The 21,550-nt window shown below is 64.2% G+C and carries 27 protein-coding genes; 15 read left to right on the plus strand and 12 right to left on the minus strand.

The features are described from left to right. On the minus strand, positions 1-196 hold a 196-nt coding region (locus ACRCSW_RS01375; protein ID WP_438702207.1), incomplete at its 3' end, for a hypothetical protein. 23 nt (positions 197-219) lie between these two features. Then, positions 220-915: a DUF1868 domain-containing protein gene (locus ACRCSW_RS01380; protein ID WP_438702208.1), complete on the minus strand. Its 696-nt coding sequence runs from the start codon at positions 913-915 to the stop codon at positions 220-222. A 139-nt stretch (positions 916-1,054) separates the two neighbouring features. On the opposite strand from ACRCSW_RS01380, the gene ACRCSW_RS01385 reads away from it, so the two are divergent. Next, positions 1,055-2,041 carry a DUF808 domain-containing protein gene (locus ACRCSW_RS01385; protein ID WP_438702209.1) on the plus strand — a complete coding sequence of 329 codons (987 nt, stop codon included), beginning with the start codon at positions 1,055-1,057 and terminating at the stop codon, positions 2,039-2,041. Beyond that, positions 2,025-2,396 (plus strand): DoxX family protein, encoded by a 372-nt coding sequence (locus ACRCSW_RS01390; protein ID WP_438702210.1) that lies wholly within the window; start codon positions 2,025-2,027, stop codon positions 2,394-2,396. The genes ACRCSW_RS01385 and ACRCSW_RS01390 overlap by 17 nt, the downstream gene beginning before the upstream one ends. Before the next feature lie 86 nt (positions 2,397-2,482). Here ACRCSW_RS01390 and tkt read toward each other — a convergent pair whose 3' ends face one another. Next, the gene (gene tkt / locus ACRCSW_RS01395; protein WP_438702211.1) at positions 2,483-4,498 is read right to left on the minus strand and encodes a transketolase; all 2,016 of its coding nucleotides are present in this window, start codon (positions 4,496-4,498) and stop codon (positions 2,483-2,485) included. Positions 4,499-4,716: 218 nt separating this feature from the next. Here tkt and ACRCSW_RS01400 point away from each other — a divergent pair, with 218 nt between their 5' ends. Both ACRCSW_RS01400 and ACRCSW_RS01405 read left to right on the plus strand, forming a co-directional pair. Beyond that, positions 4,717-5,208, plus strand: a complete 492-nt coding sequence (locus ACRCSW_RS01400) for a hypothetical protein (RefSeq protein ID WP_438702212.1) — start codon at positions 4,717-4,719, stop codon at positions 5,206-5,208. Next, entirely contained in the window at positions 5,201-5,560 is a 360-nt protein-coding gene (locus ACRCSW_RS01405; RefSeq protein WP_438702213.1) for a cell division protein ZapA, read from the plus strand. Before ACRCSW_RS01400 ends, ACRCSW_RS01405 begins: the two co-directional genes overlap by 8 nt. Before the next feature lie 41 nt (positions 5,561-5,601). Here ACRCSW_RS01405 and grxD read toward each other — a convergent pair whose 3' ends face one another. From grxD to purL, 6 genes are all read right to left on the minus strand, one after another. Beyond that, positions 5,602-5,961, minus strand: coding sequence for a Grx4 family monothiol glutaredoxin (gene grxD, locus ACRCSW_RS01410; protein ID WP_438702214.1), 360 nt, complete (start codon positions 5,959-5,961; stop codon positions 5,602-5,604). Then, positions 5,958-6,278, minus strand: coding sequence for a hypothetical protein (locus ACRCSW_RS01415; RefSeq protein ID WP_438702215.1), 321 nt, complete (start codon positions 6,276-6,278; stop codon positions 5,958-5,960). The genes grxD and ACRCSW_RS01415 overlap by 4 nt, the downstream gene beginning before the upstream one ends. Next, positions 6,275-6,544, minus strand: coding sequence for a hypothetical protein (locus ACRCSW_RS01420; protein ID WP_438702216.1), 270 nt, complete (start codon positions 6,542-6,544; stop codon positions 6,275-6,277). Before ACRCSW_RS01420 ends, ACRCSW_RS01415 begins: the two co-directional genes overlap by 4 nt. Before the next feature lies 1 nt (position 6,545). Further along, complete coding sequence (locus tag ACRCSW_RS01425; protein WP_438702217.1) at positions 6,546-6,782, minus strand: BolA/IbaG family iron-sulfur metabolism protein; 237 nt, start codon at positions 6,780-6,782, stop codon at positions 6,546-6,548. Positions 6,783-6,975: 193 nt separating this feature from the next. Further along, positions 6,976-7,434 carry a hypothetical protein gene (locus ACRCSW_RS01430; protein ID WP_438702218.1) on the minus strand — a complete coding sequence of 153 codons (459 nt, stop codon included), beginning with the start codon at positions 7,432-7,434 and terminating at the stop codon, positions 6,976-6,978. A 51-nt stretch (positions 7,435-7,485) separates the two neighbouring features. Continuing rightward, complete coding sequence (purL, locus tag ACRCSW_RS01435; RefSeq protein ID WP_438702219.1) at positions 7,486-9,639, minus strand: phosphoribosylformylglycinamidine synthase subunit PurL; 2,154 nt, start codon at positions 9,637-9,639, stop codon at positions 7,486-7,488. A 174-nt stretch (positions 9,640-9,813) separates the two neighbouring features. Here purL and ACRCSW_RS01440 point away from each other — a divergent pair, with 174 nt between their 5' ends. The 4 genes from ACRCSW_RS01440 to ACRCSW_RS01455 all read left to right on the plus strand — a co-directional run bounded on the left by ACRCSW_RS01440 (position 9,814) and on the right by ACRCSW_RS01455 (position 12,274). Continuing rightward, a complete protein-coding gene (locus tag ACRCSW_RS01440) occupies positions 9,814-10,176 on the plus strand; it encodes a YciI family protein (protein ID WP_438702220.1) in 363 nt (120 codons plus the stop codon). A 112-nt stretch (positions 10,177-10,288) separates the two neighbouring features. Then, positions 10,289-10,681 carry an MAPEG family protein gene (locus ACRCSW_RS01445; RefSeq protein ID WP_438702221.1) on the plus strand — a complete coding sequence of 131 codons (393 nt, stop codon included), beginning with the start codon at positions 10,289-10,291 and terminating at the stop codon, positions 10,679-10,681. A gap of 11 nt (positions 10,682-10,692) precedes the next feature. After that, positions 10,693-11,052, plus strand: a complete 360-nt coding sequence (locus tag ACRCSW_RS01450) for a YciI family protein (RefSeq protein WP_438702222.1) — start codon at positions 10,693-10,695, stop codon at positions 11,050-11,052. Position 11,053: 1 nt separating this feature from the next. Further along, positions 11,054-12,274 carry an RNA polymerase sigma factor gene (locus ACRCSW_RS01455; protein ID WP_438702223.1) on the plus strand — a complete coding sequence of 407 codons (1,221 nt, stop codon included), beginning with the start codon at positions 11,054-11,056 and terminating at the stop codon, positions 12,272-12,274. 168 nt (positions 12,275-12,442) lie between these two features. On the opposite strand, the gene ACRCSW_RS01460 is transcribed toward ACRCSW_RS01455, so the two are convergent. Next, positions 12,443-13,348, minus strand: coding sequence for a LysR family transcriptional regulator (locus ACRCSW_RS01460; protein WP_438702224.1), 906 nt, complete (start codon positions 13,346-13,348; stop codon positions 12,443-12,445). Between the two features lie 203 nt (positions 13,349-13,551). On the opposite strand from ACRCSW_RS01460, the gene murI reads away from it, so the two are divergent. Then, the gene (gene murI / locus ACRCSW_RS01465) at positions 13,552-14,364 is read left to right on the plus strand and encodes a glutamate racemase (RefSeq protein WP_438702225.1); all 813 of its coding nucleotides are present in this window, start codon (positions 13,552-13,554) and stop codon (positions 14,362-14,364) included. A gap of 142 nt (positions 14,365-14,506) precedes the next feature. Here murI and efp read toward each other — a convergent pair whose 3' ends face one another. After that, a complete protein-coding gene (efp, locus tag ACRCSW_RS01470; RefSeq protein ID WP_438702226.1) occupies positions 14,507-15,073 on the minus strand; it encodes an elongation factor P in 567 nt (188 codons plus the stop codon). Positions 15,074-15,157: 84 nt separating this feature from the next. On the opposite strand from efp, the gene epmA reads away from it, so the two are divergent. Continuing rightward, entirely contained in the window at positions 15,158-16,198 is a 1,041-nt protein-coding gene (gene epmA / locus ACRCSW_RS01475) for an EF-P lysine aminoacylase EpmA (RefSeq protein WP_438702227.1), read from the plus strand. 135 nt (positions 16,199-16,333) lie between these two features. Here the strand turns inward: epmA and ACRCSW_RS01480 are convergent, their stop codons facing one another. Next, on the minus strand, positions 16,334-16,546 hold the full coding sequence (locus ACRCSW_RS01480) for a Flp family type IVb pilin (RefSeq protein ID WP_438702228.1): 213 nt from the start codon (positions 16,544-16,546) through the stop codon (positions 16,334-16,336). A gap of 297 nt (positions 16,547-16,843) precedes the next feature. Between ACRCSW_RS01480 and argC the strand changes: the two genes are divergently transcribed. The 5 genes from argC to argS all read left to right on the plus strand — a co-directional run bounded on the left by argC (position 16,844) and on the right by argS (position 21,499). Beyond that, positions 16,844-17,872: an N-acetyl-gamma-glutamyl-phosphate reductase gene (argC, locus tag ACRCSW_RS01485; RefSeq protein ID WP_438702229.1), complete on the plus strand. Its 1,029-nt coding sequence runs from the start codon at positions 16,844-16,846 to the stop codon at positions 17,870-17,872. Positions 17,873-18,061: 189 nt separating this feature from the next. Continuing rightward, on the plus strand, positions 18,062-18,508 hold the full coding sequence (gene ccmE, locus ACRCSW_RS01490; protein WP_438702244.1) for a cytochrome c maturation protein CcmE: 447 nt from the start codon (positions 18,062-18,064) through the stop codon (positions 18,506-18,508). Positions 18,509-18,624: 116 nt separating this feature from the next. Beyond that, entirely contained in the window at positions 18,625-19,236 is a 612-nt protein-coding gene (locus ACRCSW_RS01495; protein ID WP_438702230.1) for a holin-associated N-acetylmuramidase, read from the plus strand. Beyond that, on the plus strand, positions 19,227-19,700 hold the full coding sequence (locus tag ACRCSW_RS01500; protein ID WP_438702231.1) for a holin family protein: 474 nt from the start codon (positions 19,227-19,229) through the stop codon (positions 19,698-19,700). Before ACRCSW_RS01495 ends, ACRCSW_RS01500 begins: the two co-directional genes overlap by 10 nt. Positions 19,701-19,756: 56 nt before the next feature. Further along, on the plus strand, positions 19,757-21,499 hold the full coding sequence (argS, locus tag ACRCSW_RS01505; RefSeq protein ID WP_438702232.1) for an arginine--tRNA ligase: 1,743 nt from the start codon (positions 19,757-19,759) through the stop codon (positions 21,497-21,499). Positions 21,500-21,550 lie beyond the last annotated feature (51 nt).

Consider the following 21,550-nt stretch of genomic DNA (forward strand, 5'->3'; position numbering starts at 1 on the left):
TCAGCGCCACGCCGTCATTCGCCAAAAGGTCCAGCCCGATGGCCGCCAGGATTACCAGTATCAGGACCAGAGCAATCTGATTGGTCAACGCCGCACCTCCCGTCCTGCACCCAAAGACTGCGGACGAGGCCGGGAAAGCGGTTTGGAACGAAGCATCGGGTCTCACCTTGAATGGATTCTCCTTCCAATAGGCCATCCTGAGACTGCTGGCGAGACGCACTAAAGCAGCGCCACCGGTGGAAAGGCGTTCATGTCGGCAAAGCGGCAGAAGGCGGGGCGCGCAAGGTCCATCACCGGCACGCGGGCCAGAAACCCGTCCGACAGGCGCCGCATCGCGGCCTCATAGTCCGGGATCGCGGCGGCAGGCAGCCAGGCCCGGACATAGGCAAGCGTCGTGTGGAACGTGTAGCTGTCATGGTGCGGCGTGCGGTACCCCAGCGCTTCCGAAAGCCTGTCGCGCCAGGCCCGCGCCTTGGCCTCGTCCCCGCCGGTAGCACCTTCCAGCGTCAGACCGAACGGAGTGACTTCGACGGGCCGGATCGCGAAATCGGGCAGGGGCTCAAGCCCCTTCAGAAGCCCGGTCATCGCAGCTGTCGCGTCGTCGATGCTCGCGTCCAGCGGCACCGACTCCGGCCAGTGCCCGGCCTTGCGCCGCGTCTCGATCACGCCTTCAAAGACGGTCATGTGGTAGCTCGGGATCGCGGTGAAGGCGAAGTGATGCGCGAAGGGCAGGGCCATCATCTCGCCCCGCAGCCAGATCAGCGCCGCTTCGGTGGGCGACCCCGGCACGACCTGAGCCACCACCGTGTTTCCCGCTTCGGGAAGGAAGCGCCCCTCGGCGTCAAACCTCTGGCCAAGGTAGCGTACCGGTGTGCCTTCGGGGGGTACCAATTCGGTCTGCCAGTCATATCCCATGCATACGCTCCTGATTTGCGTCACTCTTTCGCGCCCCTATGACAGACCGGTGACAGGTCTTCCGGTTTTGGCCCGAAAGCGTTTGCCCCGCGGCCGAGGTCAGCTACCATGCAGCGGAAATGTCTGTCGGGATTAGATAATGAGCGGGCTTCTGGCACTTCTCGATGACGTGGCGGCCATCGCCAAAGTGGCGGCCGCCTCGGTCGACGATATCGCGGCGGCGGCGGCCAAGGCGGGGGCGAAGGCGGCGGGCGTCGTGATCGACGATGCCGCGGTCACGCCCAAGTATGTCCATGGCTTCGAGGCCGACCGCGAGCTGCCGATCATCTGGCGCATCTCGCTTGGTTCGCTGAAGAACAAGCTGATCATCCTTCTGCCGGGCCTGCTCGCACTCGATTACTTCGCGCCCTGGGTCATCACGCCGCTTCTGATGCTCGGCGGGGCCTATCTCTGCTTCGAAGGGGCCGAGAAGGTCGTCCACGCCTTCGCCCCGCATGCCGATCACGAGATCGAAGAGGACTTCGACACCAAGGACCCGGCGCATCTGGAAGAGGAAAAGGTCGCCGGTGCCATCAAGACTGACTTCATACTCTCAGCCGAAATCATGACCATTGCGCTTGATACCATCGACAGCCCGAACTTCTGGATGCAGGCAATCACGCTCGCCGTCGTTGGCATCTTCATCACGGTTGCAGTCTATGGCGCGGTCGCGCTGATCGTGAAGATGGACGATGTGGGCCTGCACATAGCCGCCACGGGCCGCACCTCCGGGGGCAGGGCGCTTGGCCGGGGGCTTGTCCTTGCGATGCCGAAGCTGATGGCATTTCTGTCGATCGTTGGAACCGCTGCGATGCTTTGGGTTGGCGGCAGTATCGTCCTGCACGGGCTTGAGGACACGCACCTCTGGGCGTGGCCCTACGAAACGATCAAACACATCGCCGAAACCACCGCTTATGCGATGCCCGTGGCCCAGGGTTTCGTCAAATGGCTTGTGGCCGCGGCCATTGACGGTGTCTTCGGCCTGATCCTCGGCGTCCTCCTGATCCCGGTCGCGACCCGCGTGATCGGGCCGCTCTGGGCGACAATGACCGGAAAGAAGGCGGGCCCCGATGGGCACCCAGGGTGACATCGCGGCGCTTGTCGGGCGCCTATTGATTGCCGCCCTCTTCCTTCTGGCAGCATTGCACAAGGCCTGGGTGCCGATGGCTGTCGAAGTCGTTCTGGCTGTTCGGGGCTGGCCCACCTGGCTTGTCTGGCCGGCGCTGGTCTTCAACCTTCTGGCGGCGCTCTCCCTGATCCTCGGGATCCAGGTCAGGCCCATGGCCCTGATGCTTGCGGCCTACTGCGGTATCACAAGCCTCTTTCACTTCATCCCCAGCGATGCCTGGCAGATGTCGATCTTCATCAAGAACTGGGCCATAGCCGGTGGCTGCCTGGTCCTTTTCGCCCACGGGCCGGGCCGGTTTGCCTTGCGGCCGTGAGCCGCCATTTCTTGCCGAAAAGTGAATGGGCCTGATCTAACCCATTGATATCAATGGGCTGGAAAAGGCGTAACTCAGCGTTACGGTCAAAGCAGCGCCTTGGCCTTCGCGACCGCGGCCTCGGGCGTGATCCCGAACTCCTGGTAAAGCCGTTCCATCGGGGCCGAGGCGCCAAAGCTTGCCATCCCCACAAACCCCGCCTTCGCCTCACGCCCCCGCTCGCCCAGAAGCCAGCGGTCCCAGCCCTGCCGGACGCCCGCCTCGATCGCCACCCGCACCGGCCCCGCAGGCAGCACCCGCTTCCGGTAGGCCTCATCCTGCGCCGCAAACAGCTCCATCGACGGCATCGAGACGACGCGGGTGCCAATCCCCTCCGCCTCCAGCGCCTCACGCGCCTTGAGCGCGATCTCCACCTCCGACCCGGTGGCGATCAGGATCACCTGACGCTTCCCCGAGGCTTCAGCCAGCACATAAGCCCCCTTCGCAACCAGGTTCTGAGCCGTATGGACCTTCCGCACCGCCGGCAGGTTCTGCCGGCTCAGAGCCAGCACCGTAGGCCGCGTCTTCTCGGTCAACGCGATCTCCCAGGCCTCGGCCACCTCCACCAGATCAGCCGGACGGATCACCAGCGTATTCGGGGTGCTACGCGAAATCGCCAGATGCTCCACCGGCTGGTGGGTCGGCCCGTCCTCACCAAGACCAATCGAGTCATGCGTCATCACATAGACAACCGGCACCCCCATCAGCGCCGAAAGCCGCATCGAAGGACGCGCATAGTCGGTGAAGCACATGAACGTCCCGCCATAAGGCCGCACCCCCCCGTGCAAGACCATCCCGTTCATCGCCGCCGCCATCCCATGCTCGCGGATGCCGAAATAGATGTAGCGGCCCTTGCGATCTTCCGGAGTAAACACCCCCAGATCGGCGGTCTTCGTATTGTTCGACCCCGTCAGGTCAGCCGACCCCCCAATGGTCTCCTGCAGAACCGGGTTCACCGCCGCCAGCACCTTCTCAGACGCCGCCCGGGTCGCAAGCTTCGGCATATCCGCGACGGCCTGCTTCTTCACCGCCCGGATCGCGGCGCCCAGCTTTGCCGGAGCCTCCAATGCGAAAATCCGCGCAAATTCGGCCTGCTTCGCGGGCGAAAGAGCCGCAAGCCGCGCCTCCCACTCCGCCCGCGCCTTCGCCCCCCGAGCACCCAGCGACTCCCACCAGCGCTTCACCTCGGCAGGCACCTCGAACGGCCCGCCTTTCCAGCCATATCCATCTTTCGCCGCCTGCAGCTGCGCCTTGTCGGTCAGCGCCCCGTGACCCTTGTTGGTATCCTGAGCCGCATGGCCCAAAGCGATATGCGTCTTGCAGGCGACCATGGCCGGGCGCACCGAAGCCTTCGCCGCCGTCAGCGCCCGGTCGATGTCCACCGGATCGTGCCCGTCACACTCGAACACATCCCAGCCCGCCGCCGCGAAGCGTGCCTTCTGGTCGGTGATGTCGGCAATGGAAACCTTCCCGTCGATGGTGATCCCGTTGTTGTCCCAAAGCACGATCAGCCGCGAAAGCTGCTGCTTGCCGGCCAGACCGATGGCCTCGTGCGAAACGCCCTCCATTAGGCAGCCGTCACCGGCGATCACCCAGGTGTAGTGGTCCTGCACCTTCGCCCCCCAGCGCGCGCGCAGGTTCTCCTCGGCAATCGCAAAACCAACCGCGTTGGAAATCCCTTGGCCCAAAGGTCCCGTTGTCGTTTCCACCCCCGCGACATGGCCGTATTCCGGGTGCCCCGCCGTGATCGACCCCCACTGCCGGAACGCCTTGATCTGGTCCAGCGTCATGTCGGCATAGCCGGTCAGGTACAGAAGCGAATAGATCAGCATCGACCCATGCCCAGCCGACAGGATGAACCGGTCGCGGTCGGCCCAGCGGGGGGCCTTGGGGTCGAACCGCAGGTGCTTTTCAAAGAGAACCGTCGCCACATCGGCCATCCCCATCGGCATCCCCGAATGGCCCGAGTTCGCCGCTGCTACGGCATCCAGCGTCAGCGCGCGGATCGCGGTGGCGCGCATCCAGTGGTCGGGGTGGCTCGAACGAAGGGTCTGGATGTCCAAGGCGGCATTCCTTTGGCAAGCGGCGGGAAAAGACGTCGCAAGCGTCCTATCCAGCCCCACCGGCAAGATCAAGCTCGCTCCCCAAGGCCTTGGGAAGAAAGGCCGGTCGCCTTTCCCAGGTTTCGCGGTAAGATCGACATCGATCAAGTCGGGGCGATTCGGCTTAAGTGTGGGACGACAAAGGGTGCGGAACAGCGCCTGAGTGCAAGGGGTGGGGGATGCAAGAAATTACCGAGCTTGAAAAGCGGATCACAGCCGCTTTGGAACGTATCGGCAAAGGGGTGGACCGGATGTCGGCCCTCCCGAAGGGCGCGGCACCTGCTGCCGGAGTGCAGGGGTCGGATGCCGCGCTCCGGGCGCAGCTGGAAGAAGAGAAGTCGCTGACCGCCCAGCTTCAGGCCCGCCTTCGTGCCGCCAAAGAGCGTGAGGCGAAGGGCGATCTGCAGGAAAAGGTCGACCGTCTGACACAAGAGCTTGACGTGCAGGGCCTGGAACTCCAGCGGATGCGGCGGGTCAATGCGACCCTGCGCGAGCAGCTGGAGGCCTTGCGGACCGCGCAGGCTTCGGGCGTTGCAGAGCCCCAGCTGATCAACAAGACGCTGATGGCCGAGCTTGAAGCGCTGCGGGCGACCCGCCTTACGGAAATGGCCGAGATGGATGAAATCCTCGCTGCCCTCGAACCCCACCTGACGGAGGCCCGGAATGCCTGAACTTGACGTGACCATCGGCGGCCGCAGCTTTCAGGTCGCCTGCCAGCCGGGGGAAGAGCATTTCCTCCGCTCCGCCGCAGGGATGCTGGATGCCGAGGCTTCCCCGATCATCGCCCAGATGGGGCGGCTGCCTGAGGCCAAGATGCTCTTGATGGCTGGCCTGATGCTGGCCGACAAGACGGCGGCGCTTGAGGACGAGCTTCGCTCTCTCCGCGCCCGTGTCACCGAGCTTGAGGCCCGCCCAGTGGCCACCCGCGACGTGGCCGTCATGCCGCAGGGCGTGGTAGAAACCCTGGCCGAGATCGCCGCCAGGGCCGAAGCGATGGCCGCGCGGGTCGAAGAGAAGGCCTGAGAAGGGCGGGCGGCATAGCCCACCCTAATTTCTTAACACCCTCAGGCGTTCGCTTCCCGGATCTTGTCCGCCGCGGCCTTGTCGAAGGCCACGCCCTTGGCTTCCAGCAGCTGGTCGAGCTCACCCGAAAGCGTCATCTCGGTCACGATATCGCAGCCGCCGACAAACTCGCCCTTGACGTAAAGCTGCGGGATCGTCGGCCAGTCGCTGAAGTCCTTGATCCCCTGCCGGATGTCGGCGTCGGCCAGCACGTTCACGTCCTGGAACTCCACCCCCATGAAGTTCAGAACCCCCGCCACGCGGGACGAGAACCCGCACTGCGGCATCATCTTGGTGCCCTTCATGAAAAGCACCACATCGTTCTTGGTGATCGTCTCGCGGATCTGGTCCTGCGCGGTCATTGTTGTCTCCTTGATGCTGCACTGCCTGCATCTGCGGCAATTGGGTCAGTTGTGGCCGGGGCGGCCTCCAAGAACAATTCCTTGGTCTCGTTATCGTCTGCGCCATCACGGCTGTTTAGATAGCGGTCCATCTCGGCCTCGCGTCCCCGATGTTCATTCCACAGACGGTCCGCTTCGGCGCGGACGACCGCCTTCTCATGCTTGCTTGGCAGCATAAGGGTGATAAGGCCAACGAAGGGAACCGCTAACAGCCGTACGAAGATAAGTATTGCGGCGTTGGTTGGCCACCTGTTGTCGGGTTCGTCGTCGCGTGTCATGCCCGTCTGTCTGACCTTTGGGTTGCGGACTCTGCGCTGTCGCTGGGAGCATCCGGCGCCTCATCCCATCCACCAGACTGTCGCCCCGCCAGATACGAGGCCATGCGCCGTTCCATTTCCGCTGCCGCCGCCTGCCGCTGCTCGAAGCCCTGGTCGACCTCCGGCTCACCCCTGCGCCGCTTCGCCCGGGCCCGAAGGATCGTCACGATGCCAACCAGCGACATCGCGACGGGGATCAGATTGCCAAGTCCAGCACCCGTGGCCATGTCACTCCGGAGCCTTCGTTGTCAGGGCCAGCGCGTGCAGTTCGCCCTGCGCGCCGTCCATCTTGCCTTTCAGCGCCGCATAGACGGCGCGCTGCTGCTGTACCCGGTTCATGCCCCGGAAGCTTTCGTCGATCACTTCGGCGGCGAAATGCGCGCCATCGTCGCCCTGCACGCTGATCTTCGCTTTGGGGAAGCTCTCCCGGAGGAGGGCTTCGATGTCGCGGGCCTCGATGGGCATTGCAGATGTCTCCCGTACTCGGCCTCAACCTAGGCTTGGGCCGGAAGGGGTTCAAGGGCTTCCCATTCTGACCGCAGCATCCCGCAGCGAATAACATCGGCGGTCCGGGCAGGCGCGGGGCGGAACCAGTGGTTGCGAGGCCGACCCTCCAGGACAAACCTGACGCGTGCCCGTCGTGCGGGTCGCGGGGCCCTCAGGTCTGGTAGGCCGAGATGTAGACCAGATACCGGTCGGGTGCGGCAGGGTCGCTACAGACAGAGATGTCGATGAAATAGCCGGCCACTTTCCTGGTGGGGAGAGTCTGCATGTCCCGCTGGTCTTCCGGGTCCCACCAGTCCGGCTCCCCGGGGCCCAGATAAGGGTCGGGATCGGGCTGCAGATCCTCCATCCGCGCACCGAAGCTCGCAAGCAAAGCCGCAACGGCAGTCTTGTCGCCCGAGAATTTCGCCTGGATGAACGCGTCCTGGAAACCGCCCAGGAACATGCCGTGGAACTGAAGCTCTGTCGGGACTTCGCCACCGATTGCGGTCAGCAGAATGCGCCGGGCCTCGGCCGGGTCGGTGATCTCTTGGTCGCAAGAGAGCAGGCACTGGGCCGCTGCCGGAGAAGCCGCCGCCAGGAGCGTGGCGAAGAGGATCGCAAGAAGGCGCATCGGGCTTGTCCCATACCGTTTGTCCAGACCTTAAGGCCGATGGAGCGGGCGCTAAAGTCCGACAGTCCTTACCAGGGCGGTGCGATAAAGCTCTGAAAGCTCTGCCAGGGGCGCGCTGTCGGTGCCGAACGTCACCCGGTCCCCGCCAAACTGGCCAACGCGCGTGACCTTGACGCCCCCCGCGGCGGCCATGAAGGCCGCAAGGTCATCGGCCCGGATCGCCACCAGATAGCGCGCCTGATCCTCGCCGAAAAGCTGGCCGATGTCGCCCGACTTCAGCGTAAGCCCAAGGCCCGCCCCCTCGGCCATGCGGAAGGCCGCCAGCGCAAGGCCGCCGTCACCAAGGTCACGGGCCGCGTGGATCCGCCTGCGGTTGGCGAGGAGCGCTTTGGCCGAGGACGTCTCGGAGGTCAGGTCCACCGGCGGCGGATCGCCCGCCTCGATCCCGAACGCCTCGGCCAGCAGCGCCGACTGGCCCAGATGCCCGCGCGTCTCGCCAATGACCAGCGCCACATCGCCTTCGCGCGGCTGACCCGCAATCAGATCACCGGCCTGCATGATCCCGACCGCGCCGATGGTCGGCGTGGGCAGGATTGGCTGGCCGTCCGTCTCGTTGTAAAGCGACACGTTGCCGGAGACGATGGGCATGTCCAGCGCCTTCACCGCCATGCCGATGCCCTGCAGCGCGCCGACGAATTGCCCCATGATCTCGGGTTTTTCCGGATTGCCGAAGTTCAGGTTGTCGGTCGTGGCCAGGGGCCGCGCGCCCACCGCGACAAGGTTCCGGTAAGCTTCCGCCACCGCCTGCTTGCCGCCCTCGAACGGGTTCGCCTTCACATAGCGGGGCGTGACGGTCGACGTGAAGGCGAGAAGCTTCCCCGTCCCATGCACCCGCACGACACCCGCACCCGCGCCCGGAGAGACAATGGTATCGGCCCCAACCTGGCTGTCGTATTGCTCATAGACCCAGGCCTTGTGCGCATAGGATGGCGAGCCGAGCAGCGCCTTCAGCGCCGCAATCGGCGTGATCGCCGGCAGCGCAGGCAACGGGGCAGGGGCCGGGCTTTCCACCCAGGGCCGGTCGTACTCTGGCGCAGAAGAGGAAAGCTTCGACAGCGGAATATCCGCCTTTACCTCGTTCCCATGCAGGATCAGGAAGCGGTCTTCCGGGATCGTCTCACCCACGATGGCGAAATCGAGGTCCCACTTGACGAAAATCGCCCGCGCCTCGGCCTCCATCTCGGGCTTCAGCACCATGAGCATGCGCTCCTGGCTTTCCGACAGCATCATCTCATAGGCCGTCATGTGGGTTTCACGCTGGGGCACGTCGTCAAGCTGGAGCTTGATCCCAAGGCCGCCCTTGTCGCCCATCTCGACCGCCGAACAGGTCAGCCCCGCCGCCCCCATGTCCTGGATCGAGATGACCGCCCCGCTTGCCATAAGCTCGAGGCAGGCTTCCAGAAGCCGCTTCTCGGTGAAGGGGTCACCCACCTGCACTGTCGGGCGCTTTTCCTCGATCGTGTCGTCGAACTCGGCACTGGCCATCGTAGCCCCGCCAACCCCGTCGCGCCCCGTCTTGGCCCCCAGATAGACAACGGGCATCCCCACACCCGAGGCGGCCGAGTAGAAGATCTTGTCGGTATCGGCGAGACCGGCGGCAAACGCATTCACCAGACAGTTGCCGTTGTAGCTGCGGTGAAAACGGACCTCGCCCCCGACCGTCGGCACGCCGAAAGCGTTGCCATATGACCCCACGCCCTCGACCACGCCCTTCACCAGATGCGCGGTCTTCGGGTGCGAGGGCACCCCGAACGAGAGCGCGTTCATCGCCGCGATGGGCCGCGCGCCCATGGTGAAGACATCCCGCAGGATGCCGCCGACGCCGGTCGCAGCGCCCTGATGCGGCTCGATGTAAGAAGGGTGGTTGTGGCTCTCCATCTTGAAGATCACCGCCTGCCCGTCGCCGATATCGACGACACCAGCGTTCTCGCCGGGGCCGCAGATGACTTGCGGCCCGGTGGTCGGCAGCTTCTTCAGATGGACTTTCGAGGACTTGTACGAGCAATGCTCGTTCCACATCGCCGAGAAGATGCCGAGCTCGGTGAATGAAGGCTCCCGCCCCAGAATGCCTAATAGCCGTTCCCATTCATCGGGCTTGATCCCGTGGCTGGCGACCAATTCCGGGGTGATGGCGGGCTCTGACATGGCATTCCCTCTGGCGGTTCCCGGGCGTCATAAGGGATCGGCGGGGGAAGGGCAAACCGGCCCATCAGGTGCGGCCGAAAATTTTTCGCAGAAAAATTGTGGGCCATGTCGAAATCCCGCAAGCCCGCGCGTCCTTGTTTTAAGATCGAAGGCAATCCCGCCACAGATCGCAATATGAAAGGACTTGCCATGAAGTACCTCCTGACGCTCTACTCCGCTCCAGGCGCCGAGCCCGCACCGGGCACGACAGAGTTCGACGCGATGATGGGCGAATACTTCACGCTGGACGAAAAGATGAAGGGCGTCGCCACGTTCGTCGCTGGCGAAGGCCTTCAGGGCATCGAGACCGCAACCACCGTGCGCAAGCGCGCCGGCAAGGTCGAGACCATGGATGGCCCCTTTGCCGAAACGCATGAACATCTGGGCGGCTTCTACCTGATCGACGCCCCCGATCTTGATGCGGCCCTCCGCTATGCAGCCGAAATTCCCGCAGCCCGCTATGGCTCGGTCGAAGTGCGGCCGGTGATGGAGTACTGAACCCACGAAGGACATCTCGCGCAATCAGGGGCGGCGCCCTGCCGCCCTGACCGTCCCGGACGGGCGCAATCCAGAAACGAAAACCCCAACATCAACAGAAGAGAGTAAAGAAATGGTCTTCACCGTTACCCCCCTCTATGCCCTGCCGCTTGCTCTGATCTACCTGATCCTGTGGTTCCGCGTGACCTCCTGGCGTGGCGCGAATGGCGTGTCGATCGGCGACGCTGGCAACCCGCTCCTCCTTCAGCGCATCCGCCAGCACGGCAACTTCGCGGAATGGACGTTCTTCATCCTGATCCTGATGATCCTCGCCGAAGGGATGAACGCACCTGATCTCTACCTGCACATCTCGGGCGGCCTTCTGTTGGTCGGGCGTATCGCACATCCCTTCGGGCTGAAGATCGACAACGCCGGCCACCCGTTGCGCTATGTCGGCAATGGAACCAACATCCTTGCAGCCCTGAACGCGATGGTCTGCCTGGGCGTCAACATCCTTGGCCTCTAAGGGGAAAAGCCATGCAGTACATGCTTCTGATCTACAACGACCCTTCCCGTCAGCCCGCCTATGGCACCCCCGAGTTCCAGCAAATGATGGGCGGCTACTTCGCGGCGAACGAGAAGATGAAGGCCGACAGCGTCCTGCGCAGCGGCGAAGGGCTCCAGGGCACCGAAACCGCCCGCTCCATCCGGGCAACGGCGGGAAAGGTCGAAACGATGGACGGCCCCTTTGCCGAGACGCGGGAATACCTTGGCGGCTACTATGTCATCGACGTGCCCGACATGGAGACCGCCTTGACCTACGCCGCCCTCATCCCGTCAGTGAACTTCGGCACCATCGAGGTCCGACCGCTGATGGACTACAACCCGGCAGGCTAAGATGACGCAATCCGCCTCCCGTGCCATCCCCGTTGCAAGGGTTCTGGAGACGGTCATGCGGACCAACCGGGGGCGGCTTCTCGCCGCCCTCGCGTACCGGACCGGCGACGTCCAGCGCGCCGAGGATGCCCTGCAGGAGGCGATGGCCTCGGCCCTTACCCACTGGGGCAGGGCAGGGGTACCGGACAGCCCCGAAGGCTGGCTTCTCCGCGCGGCCCTTCGCAAGACCATCGACGGCTACCGTCGTGACAAAACCGCACAGGGCCACGCCGCCGAGATGGAACGACTGGCCGAGGAGGAAGCCGTGCTTGCCGAAGCGCCCGAAATCCCCGACGACCGGCTGCGGCTGATCTTCGCCTGCTGCCACCCCGCGCTTGAGGAGAAGTCCCGCGTCGCCCTCACCCTCCGCACCCTCTGCGGCCTTCCCACCCCAAGGGTCGCCGCCGTTTTCCTTGATGCCGAGGCGACGATGGGCCAGCGCCTCTCCCGCGCCAAGGCCAAGATCCTTGCAACCCGCATCCCCTTCGCCGTTCCCGGCCCCGAGGACTGGCCCGAACGGCTGAACTCCGTCCTGACCGTCGTCTACCTGATCTTCACCGCAGGCTACGCCCAGGGCCCCGAGACCGAACTTTCCACCGAGGCGATCTTCCTCGCCCGCCTCCTCGTCACGCTAGCCCCAGACGAGGCCGAGGTCGAAGGCTGCCTTGCCCTTCTCCTCATCACCCAGTCCCGCGCCGCCGCCCGCATCAGCCCGGAGGGCCAGACCCTGCCGCCAACCCAACAGGACCGCACCCTCTGGAACGCCGGGATGCTTGCCGAAGGGCTCGCCATCCTCGACCGCGCCGTCGCCCGCCGCACCCCCGGACCCTTCCAGATCAAGGCCGCGATTGCAGCCCTTAACACCGCCGCCGATGGTCCCGACTGGCCGCAGATCGCCGCCCTCTACGCCCGCCTCCATGACTTCGAGCCGACGCCCGTCATCCGCCTGAACCATGCGGTTGCCCTGGCTGAAGCCGGACATCCGGACCTGGCCCTGCAACACCTTGATGCGATTGCCGACGATCTGGCCGAGTACCAGCCCTTCCACGCCGCAAAGGCCGAGCTTCTGGCCCGCACGGGCCGAACGCCAGAGGCCCTTGCCGCCTACGACACCGCAATCGCGCTTGCCGCCTCGGCAGCCGACCGCGCGTTCCTGACAGCCCGGCGCGCTGCACTGCGATAAAAAAAGGGCCGAGCTTCCGCTCGGCCAAGTCCAACAGGGAGGTACGAAGGGGTGAGAGCAAGCTCGTCACCGCTTCGAGAACTCACTTAATGCCGCATGCTTGCGCAAACAAGTATGGTTTGCCCGACGTTTGGGCATGACGGATATGCAGCTGCCGCATACCGCCCATCAGGCCGCTGCGTCCTCGGCCTGACGGCGGCGGAAGGCCATGATCTCTTCGGTCACGAAGTCGCGGAAGGCTGCGACGCGCTTGGAATGGCGCAGCTCCTCGGGGTAGGCAAGGAAAACCGGCACCTCGGCGCTTTGGACATCCGGCAGGACGCGGACAAGGTTGGGGAAGTCGTCGGTCAGGTAGTCCGGCAGCACGCCGATCCCCAGATGGTTCAGCACGGCCTGCAAGACGCCGAAATAGTTGTTCACTGTCAGCGTCGACGGGATGTCATGCGTCATCAGGTCCTGCACCAGAAGCGCCCCGGCCGCCACCTGCGGCGTGCCCGCATGCTGGCAGATCAGCCGGTGCGAACTGAAATCGTCCAGCGATTCCGGCGTTCCGTGGCTTTTCAGATACTCGGGCGTCGCGAAAAGCTGCATCTTGATGTTCATCAGACGCTTCCGGATCAGGTCGGCCTGCGACGGCTCTTTCATCCGGATGGCCACATCCGCCTCGCGCATCGGCAGGTCAAGGACCCGCTCTTCCAGCATGAGGTCGATCTTCAGCGCTGGGTATTTCTCGTAAAGCCGTGCAAGGCGGGGGGCGAGCCAGAGCGTCCCGAAGCCGGTCGTCGTCGTCACCCGAAGCTCGCCGAAGACCTCGTCCTCGCTGTCGCGGATACGGGCGGCCGTCGCATCAAGCCGGCGCACCATCTGCTGTGTGGCGTCGTACAGAAGCTCACCCTGCTCGGTCAGGATCAGCCCCCGCGCGTGGCGGTGAAAGAGGGTGACCGAAAGACTTTCCTCCAGCGCGCGGATCTGGCGGCTGACTGCGGACTGCGACAGGTGCAGAACGTCCCCGGCATGGGTCAGGCTGCCCTTTTCCGCGACGGCGTGAAAAATCCTCAGCTTGTCCCAATCCATCACTTACCTCACCAAATGCGCCCAGCACCCTATCACGCCAGAGGGTAGATAGGGAAACGCGATAACAAGTAAACCCGGGCTTTCCTGACCTTCGCAGCTTCGCTCTGCCTGCGCTTGGCTCTTTCGCCCCTCAGCCGTCCGTCCTATGATTGCTGAAAAGGCAAAGGCGCCCGCGACGTGTAGAGGGCGCGAAAGGGGCAGGCATGGCGGTTGGCATCTTCGATTCGGGGCTCGGCGGGCTTACTGTTCTTGATGCGGTAACAAAGCGGCTTCCCGATGTGCCTTTCATCTATTTTGGCGACAATGCCCACGCCCCCTATGGTGTCCGGACCGCCGATGACATCTTCAACCTGACCTGCGCCTCGGTCGAGCGTCTGTGGGACGAGGGCTGCGATCTGGTGATCCTCGCCTGCAACACCGCCTCCGCCGCCGCGTTGAAGCGGATGCAGGAAACCTGGGTTCCGCCGGAAAAGCGCGTCCTTGGCGTCTTCGTCCCGCTGATCGAGGCGTTGACCGAACGCCAATGGGGCGACAATTCGCCGCCGCGCGAAGTGGCGGTGAAGCATGTGGCGCTGTTTGCAACCCCGGCCACGGTAGCCTCCCGCGCGTTCCAGCGCGAACTGGCGTTCCGGGCGATTGGCGTCGATGTCGAGGCACAGCCCTGCGGCGGCGTGGTCGATGCGATCGAACAAGGCGACGATATCCTGGCCGAAGCGCTGGTGCGCAGCCATGTCGAGGCCCTGAAACGCCGGATGCCGCATCCCGAGGCCGCGATCTTAGGTTGTACGCATTACCCTTTGATGGAAAAGGTTTTTCAGGATGCGCTGGGGTCCGAGGTCAAGGTCTACTCGCAGGCCAGTCTGGTGGCCGAAAGCCTGGCCGACTACCTGCAGCGGCGCCCTCAGTTCCTGGGGGCCGGCACGCAGTCAAAGTTCCTGACGACCGGCGAACCGGCGGGCGTCTCGAACAAGGCGACCCAGATCCTGCGCCGGAAGATTGCTTTCGAAGCCGCGTAGGCCGGGCTTCGGCCCGGCGAATACTGAACTCACCAAACGAAAAGGCACGCCCCGCGGCGTGCCCCAAAACATTGCCAATTCCTTAACGATCACTGACAAGGCCTTGATTTAAGTGGACAAAAAAACCTGAGCACGGTGCCCATCAGTCCTTGGCGCGTTCCACATAGCTGTCATCATCGGTATTGATGACGATCCGCACGCCCGGCCCGATATGCGGTGGCACCATGACCCGAAGGCCGTTCTGCACGACCGCCGGCTTGTAGGACGACGAGGCCGTCTGCCCCTTCGTCACCGGCTCGGTCTCGATGATCTCGACGGTGATCTTCTGCGGCACCTCCATCGCGATCGGCACGCCGTCGAAGGTCTTCACATAGCAGCGCATGCCTTCCTGGAGGTAGGGCTTGTTCGCCCCCAGGATGTCCTCGGTGACGACGACCTGCTCATAGGTGGTCGGCTCCATGAAGTGGAACCCCTCGCCGTCCTCATAAAGGAAATCATACTCCCGCTCGTCGACGGTCGCCTTCTCGACCATCTCGGTCGTCCGCCACCGCTCGCTGACTTTCGTCCCGTCCGAAATCCGGCGCATGTCGACGGACGTGGTCGGCGTGCCCTTGCCGGGGTGGAAGTTCGAGGCGGTCAGAACGACGTAGAGCCTGCCGTCCATCTCGACGACATTGCCCTTACGGAGCGAAGAGGCGATGACTTTCACGGGTGGTAGTCCTTGTGATTGGAAGGCCAGTCCCCTAGACCGGCAACGCCGCGCGGCCTAACCCATCCCGACCGGAATTTCCAGATGAATCCCTCGTCTCCCTGGTGGACCCCCGCCGTCCACGCCGACCGCCGCCCTCTGCTCTTGACCCGTAACCGGATTCTGGCGGCGATCCGGGGGTGGCTGGCGGGCGAGGGCTTCACCGAAGTCGACCCCGCCGCACTGGCCATTTCCCCGGGGAACGAGGCGCATCTGCATGGGTTCCGGACCGAAGCCATCGGGAACGATGGGGTGCCGCGGTCGATGTACCTCCACACCTCGCCCGAATTCGCGATGAAGAAGCTTCTCGCGGCAGGGGAGACCCGGATCCATGCGTTCTCGCATGTCTGGCGGAACCGCGAGAGGGGGCCGCTCCACTCCCCCGAGTTCACGATGCTGGAGTGGTATCGGGTGGACGAGCCATATACGCAGCTGATGGTCGACACCGTGACCTTCCTGCAGCTTGCCGCGCACGAGTCCGGGGCGAGCCATCTGCGGTTCCGCGACCGGACCTGCGATCCGTTTCAGGAGCCCGAGCGCGTTACGGTGGCCGACGCGTTCGAGGCCCATGCGGGGGTGGACCTTCTGGGCTCGATCAACCCGGATGGGTCGACGGACGCAGAGAGGTTGGGAGTGGAGCTGGACCGGATCGGGGTGCGGCGAGCTTCGGATGATACCTGGTCGGACATGCTGAGCCGGGTGTTGTCGGAGAAAGTGGAGCCGAAGCTGGGGATCGGGCGGATCACGATCCTGGATCACTACCCCGCGGCCGAGGCGGCGCTGGCGCGGCGGGTGCCGGGGGACGGACGGGTGGCGGAGCGGTTCGAGGTCTATGCCTGCGGGGTGGAGCTTGCCAACGGGTTTGGCGAGCTGACCGACCCCGAGGAACAGCGGCGGCGGTTCGAGGCGGAGATGGACGAGAAGGCGCGGGTCTATGGGGAGAGGTATCCGCTGGACGAGGACTTCCTGGCGGCGCTGGCCCTGATGCCGCCTGCGTCAGGGATCGCGATGGGGTTCGACCGGGTGGTGATGCTGGCCACGGGGGCCCCCCGGATCGATGACGTGATGTGGGTGCCGGTAGGGTGACAAGCAGCTGTCCCACGGTGGGACAGTTGGGCGCCGCAAGCGATTCCAATAGGTTATAGAGGCGTTAACCGTTGCGTAAGGTTTGCGGGCAGGCGAGTTCGCACCTGCCCGGCAGCTCGCTGCTCGGTCCTTTTGTTAGCTCGGGCAGCTGTGGCCGGTGCCGCCCGAATCGAGGCAGCCCTTGACGTGCTGAAGCGTGTGGGCGATCGAGGAAGCCAGATCCGAAACAGCCGGTCGGATAGCCAGGAAGACGATGAGCCCAAGGCCGACAATAGCGGCGGTCAGAACCACCCAGTCGACCGTCACTGCGCCGGAATCGTCCTTAAGGAAATCAGAAAAGTTTCTCACGGTTTTGTCCCTTTTTGCCGTGGTCACGTTTTTCTAGACAGCTTCTTTTCGGAGCATTCAACGCTGCTCCACAATCAGTACAACGTTAACGTGATGTCGAAAAATGGCAGGATTGCGGGCAGATCGCGTTGTTTTTGGACCAACAGGACCATTTGCTGCCCCGGAGTTCTGCTGCAAGCTGGCTGCCAACCCGTTCGCTTGCCGCCAGCGCAGCCTGAACTAAGCTTTCGCGCCTCTTGCAAACTGCGGGCGCTGGCCGCAAAGAAGGGCCGTTCGCATCATGTTCAAGGCCAAGCCATGACCAGCAAGATCGCCATCCTCGGTGCCTCGGGATATACCGGTGCCGAGCTTGTCCGCCTGATCGCGACGCACCCGGAGATGCGCATCGTGGCGCTTTCGGCCGACCGCAAGGCCGGGATGGCGATGGCGGAGGTCTTTCCGTTCCTTCGGCATCTGGACCTGCCAAAGCTGGTGAAGATCGACGAGATCGATTTCTCCAATGTTGACTTGTGCTTCTGCGCACTTCCTCATGCCACGACGCAGGAGGTGGTGGCCAGGCTTCCCCGCGATCTGAAGATCGTGGACCTGTCCGCCGACTTCCGGCTGCGGGACCCGGCGGAGTATGAGAAGTGGTATGGCCAGCCACATGCGGCGCAGGACTTGCAGAAGGAAGCGGTCTACGGGCTGACCGAGTTCTACCGCGACGAAATTCGGTCCGCCCGGCTGGTGGCGGGCACGGGGTGCAACGCTGCGACCGGGCAGTTCGCACTGCGGCCCCTGATCGCGGCGGGGTGCATTGATCTGGATGACATCCTGATCGACCTGAAAGCCGGGGTTTCCGGGGCGGGGCGGTCGTTGAAGGAGAACCTTCTGCACGCCGAGCTGTCGGGCGGGACATATACCTATTCGGCGGGCGGCAAGCACCGGCATCTGGGGGAGTTCGACCAGGAGTTCTCGAAAGTTGCGGGGCGTCCGGTGCGGGTGCAGTTCACGCCGCATCTCTTGCCGATGAACCGGGGGATACTCGCGACGGTCTATGTCAGGGGCGACGCGAAGGTCGTCCATCAGGCGCTTGAAAAGGCTTATGAAAATGAGCCATTCTTGGAGGTTCTGCCGTTCGGTGCTCTCCCTTCGACGCGCGACATTTCGGGGTCGAACTTCTGCCATCTGGGCGTGATCGGCGACCGTGTCCCCGGCCGGGCGGTGGTGATTGCGGTGCTGGACAACCTGACCAAGGGCTCTTCGGGGCAGGCGATCCAGAACGCGAACCTGATGCTGGGGATCGAGGAAACGACGGGGCTGATGCTGGCGCCTGTGTTCCCTTGAGTTGGCAGGAAAGCTCGTCGTTCGACTTCGTCTCCTCCTCGCGAGGGGTGCGGTGTGGCAGCGAGGAGGGGCGAAGCCAAACGACGAGCGGGGGTTGACGAGGGTCAAGGCCTTCCCACCTTAGGCGTGACAGAAGGCCCTCTAGGGCAAGGGACGCGAACAATGAATGGCAGGCAGGAGATGCGGGGTCTGAAGGGGCTGAAGAAGCAGCGCCGTGTCCAGATCATTGCCTTGGCAACGGTTGCGCTGATGTCGGCTGTACTTGTGATCTGGGTCTTCGTGCCGAGTGAAGCCATCAACTTCTTCCGGAGCCCGACTGAGGTGGTCGAGAGGCCGCCAGGCGAAGGCGAGACCTTCCGGATCGGGGGATTGGTCGTCGAAGGCTCGGTCAAGCGGGGCGAGGGGACGGAAGTGGCCTTTGCTGTCACCGACACGAACGCAACCGTGCCGGTCCGCTACACCGGCGTGCTGCCCGACCTTTTTGGCGAAGGGCAGGGGATGGTGGCCTTGGGCCGGATGGAGGGCGGGGTTTTCGTTGCGACCGAAGTGCTGGCCAAGCATGACGAGACCTATATGCCGAAGGAAGTTGTGGATGCGCTGAAAGAGCAGGGCGTCTACAAGGAGCCTGAGAGCTGACCCCGACGGATACGATTTTTCTGCGAAAAATCAGATAGGTAACCGGCGTGCGCTGAGGCAGGCGGGCGTTAACGCCGTTTTGCGAGGCTTTTCCCCGATGAATTACGGGGGTGCCGATGCCGAATGTCCGCGAGATTGCCGAAGAGATTGTCGCGCGAGAGGGCGGCTTTGTGAACGACCCGGACGATCCGGGCGGGGCGACCAACCATGGGGTCACGATCCACACGATGCGGCGGCTGGGGATCGACGTGAACCGGGATACGCGGATCGACGTGGCGGATGTGAAGGCGCTGACGCGGGCGCAGGCGGTGGAGATTTATCTTCGGCACTACTACGCAGGGCCAGGGATCGCGGCGCTGCCTGAGGCGATCCAGGCCTCGGTCTTCGACATGTATGTCAATGCGGGCGGGAATGCGGTGAAGATCCTGCAGCGGTTGCTGGCCGACATGGGGTTCCCGTGTGAACCGGATGGCGAGATCGGACCGCAGACGGTTCGGGCGGCTGAGATGGCCTATGAGGTGGCGCCGACCCATCTGGCCGATGCCTATGGGATCGCGCGGCGTAACTACTACTACGCTTTGGCTGAGAAGCGCCCGGCGAGCCGGAAGTTTGCCCGCCGCAAGGATGGGGGCAAGGGCGGGTGGATCATGCGGGCCGAGGAGTTCATCTCGGCCAGGTACCACCTGACTGCGGCCCAGCACGCAGCGCGGGTGGCGGCATGGGGGTGATTGGCAAGCTGATCGGCGGCCCGGGCGCGGTGGCGGCGCTGGGGGAGGCTGCGAAGGGGGTGGCGGAGGTCTTCGTGCCCTCGGCCACCAAGCGGATGGAGCTGTCGGCCGAAGCGCAGATGGCGGCGCTGCAGCAGTTGGGCGAGGAGTATCAGCACCCGGCTCTCAGCTGGTTCGACCGGATGGTGAACGGGTTGAACCGGCTGCCGCGGCCGATGCTCGCCTTCGGGACGCTGGGGCTTTTCACCTATGCGATGGTCGATCCGGAGGCGTTTGCGGCGCGGATGGTGGGGCTGAATGCGGTGCCGGAGCCGTTGTGGTGGCTTCTGGGGGCGATTGTCGCGTTCTACTTCGGGGCGCGGGAGACGCATTACTTCCGGACGCGGGGGGTGGTTTCGCCTTATGCTGCCCAAGGCGCGGTGGCGGAGGAGAATGCCGCGCTGCAGGACTGGCGGCAGGGGTGATCCTTGACCTCTCGCATGGGCTCTGGCATGGCCAATGCCTGAGAGGATGTGATCAAATGAACCTGTTCGCCGATATTCGTGAGCTTGTGGTGGCCGAGTTGCAGGCCATGATGGCTGCGGGCATACTGCCTGCGGGCCTGGACCTTTCAGCCGTTGCAGTCGAGCCACCGCGCGATGCGGGGCATGGCGAGATGGCGACGAATGCGGCGATGGTGCTGGCGAAACCGGCGGGGATGGCTCCGCGGGCGATTGCCGAGGCGCTGGCGGCGAAGCTGATGGAAGACCCGCGGGTGGCGGGGGCGGATGTGGCGGGGCCGGGGTTTCTGAACCTGCGGCTGGAACCGGCGGCCTGGCAGGGGCTGGTGCGGGACGTTCTGGTCGAGGGCGCTGCGTATGGCCGCTCGACGCTTGGCGCGGGGCGGAAGGTCAACGTGGAGTTCGTGAGCGCGAACCCGACGGGGCCGATGCATGTGGCCCATGCGCGGGGCGCGGTGGTCGGTGATGCGCTCTCGCGGCTTCTGGCCTTTGCGGGCTGGGAGGTCACGCGGGAGTATTACATCAACGACGGCGGGGGCCAGGTCGACGTGCTGGCGCGGTCGGCCTATGAGCGCTACCGCGAGGCGCATGGGCTTTCGCCCGAGATCGCGGAAGGGCTTTATCCGGGCGACTATCTGAAGCCCGTCGGTGAGGCGCTGAAGGCGAAGTACGGCGACAGTCTTCTGGAGAAGGGCGAGCAGTACTGGCTGGCCGAGGTCCGCGAATTCGCGACCGACATGATGATTGAGATGATCCGGGGCGACCTTGCGGCGCTTGGGGTGACGATGGACGTCTACTCCAGCGAAAAGGCGCTTTACGGGACGGGGCAGATCGAAGCGGCGATCGAGCGGCTGCGGGGGCTGGGGCTGATCTACCGCGGCACGCTTGAACCGCCGAAGGGCAAGATGCCTGAAGACTGGGAGGCGCGGGAGCAGACGCTCTTCCAGTCGACCCAGTTCGGTGACGATCAGGACCGCCCGGTGCAGAAGGCCGATGGCAGCTGGACCTACTTCGCACCCGACATCGCGTATCACTACAACAAGGTGCAGCGCGGGTTTGACGAGCTGATCAACATCTTCGGCGCGGACCATTCGGGCTATGTGAAGCGGCTGAAGGCGGTGGTCTCGGCCCTGTCGGAGAACCGGGTCACGCTGGACATCAAGCTGATCCAGCTGGTGAAGCTTCTGAAGGGCGGCGAGATCGTCAAGATGTCGAAGCGGGCGGGGACGTTCGTCACGCTCCGCGACTTGATCGACGAGGTCGGGCCGGATGTCGTTCGCTTCGTCATGCTGACCCGCAAGAACGACGTGGCGCTGGATTTCGATTTCGACAAGGTGACCGAGCAGTCGAAGGACAACCCGGTCTTCTATGTCCAGTACGCGAATGCCCGGGTGAACTCGATCCTGCGGAAAGCGCGCGAGGCGGGCCTGGATGTAAGTGACGCGACGCTTTCGGCGGCGCATCTGGCGCATCTGGGGCATGAGGCAGAGCTTAACGTCATCCGCAAGCTTGGCGAATGGCCGCGGCTGGTCGAGATCGCGGCGCGCGGGAACGAGCCGCACCGGGTGGCCTTCTACCTCTATGAGCTGGCCTCGGACTTCCATGGCCTCTGGAACCGGGGCAACGACGACGACGCATTGCGGTTCATCCAGGCCGATACGGCGATTTCGACGGCAAAAATCGCCCTCGCGCGGGCCGTGGGCGTTGTTATTTGCTCAGGTCTTGGTATCCTTGGCGTAACACCGGTCGAGGAAATGCGCTAGATATAGGCGCCCCGCCGGAGACGAGGCGTGAATGCAGGGGTGGATCAACCG

Origin of the sequence: Tabrizicola sp. (assembly GCF_051645465.1) — a bacterium.
In the GTDB taxonomy this organism is placed as follows: domain Bacteria; phylum Pseudomonadota; class Alphaproteobacteria; order Rhodobacterales; family Rhodobacteraceae; genus Tabrizicola.